Origin of the sequence: Paenibacillus sp. GbtcB18 (assembly GCF_019091125.1) — a bacterium.
Taxonomy (GTDB): Bacteria; Bacillota; Bacilli; order Paenibacillales; family NBRC-103111; genus Paenibacillus_F; species Paenibacillus_F chitinolyticus.
Genome location: NZ_JAGXJX010000583.1, coordinates 1 through 254, shown reverse-complemented (window position 1 = coordinate 254; position 254 = coordinate 1). Strand labels below are relative to the sequence as shown.

Below are 254 nucleotides of genomic sequence, written 5' to 3'. Positions count from 1 at the left end.
AGGAGAACCCATGTGTGACCGGGTCACAGCATCGTCTTTCAGCAGCCGTTCAGCCGCGGAGTCCCTCGAGGCGATTCGCAAGGACCTCGAGACCGGTGGGATCGACACCATCCTGGTGGGCGGAGCGGACTCGAACGGCGCGTTCCGGGCCAAGCGTCTTCCCGTGTCGCGGTTCGCCCGTGACCCGAGCGACGCTCAGCATTTCTCGGACCTCGTGTTCGCACTCGACCACATGGACGCGATCATCGCGCCTC

At 65.0% G+C, this 254-nt stretch carries 1 protein-coding gene; it reads left to right on the top strand.

From position 1 onward, the window contains the following. Positions 1–10 precede the first annotated feature (10 nt). Positions 11–254: hypothetical protein (locus tag KVT34_RS30620; protein ID WP_217563336.1), on the top strand; the 244-nt coding region annotated here is incomplete at its 3' end.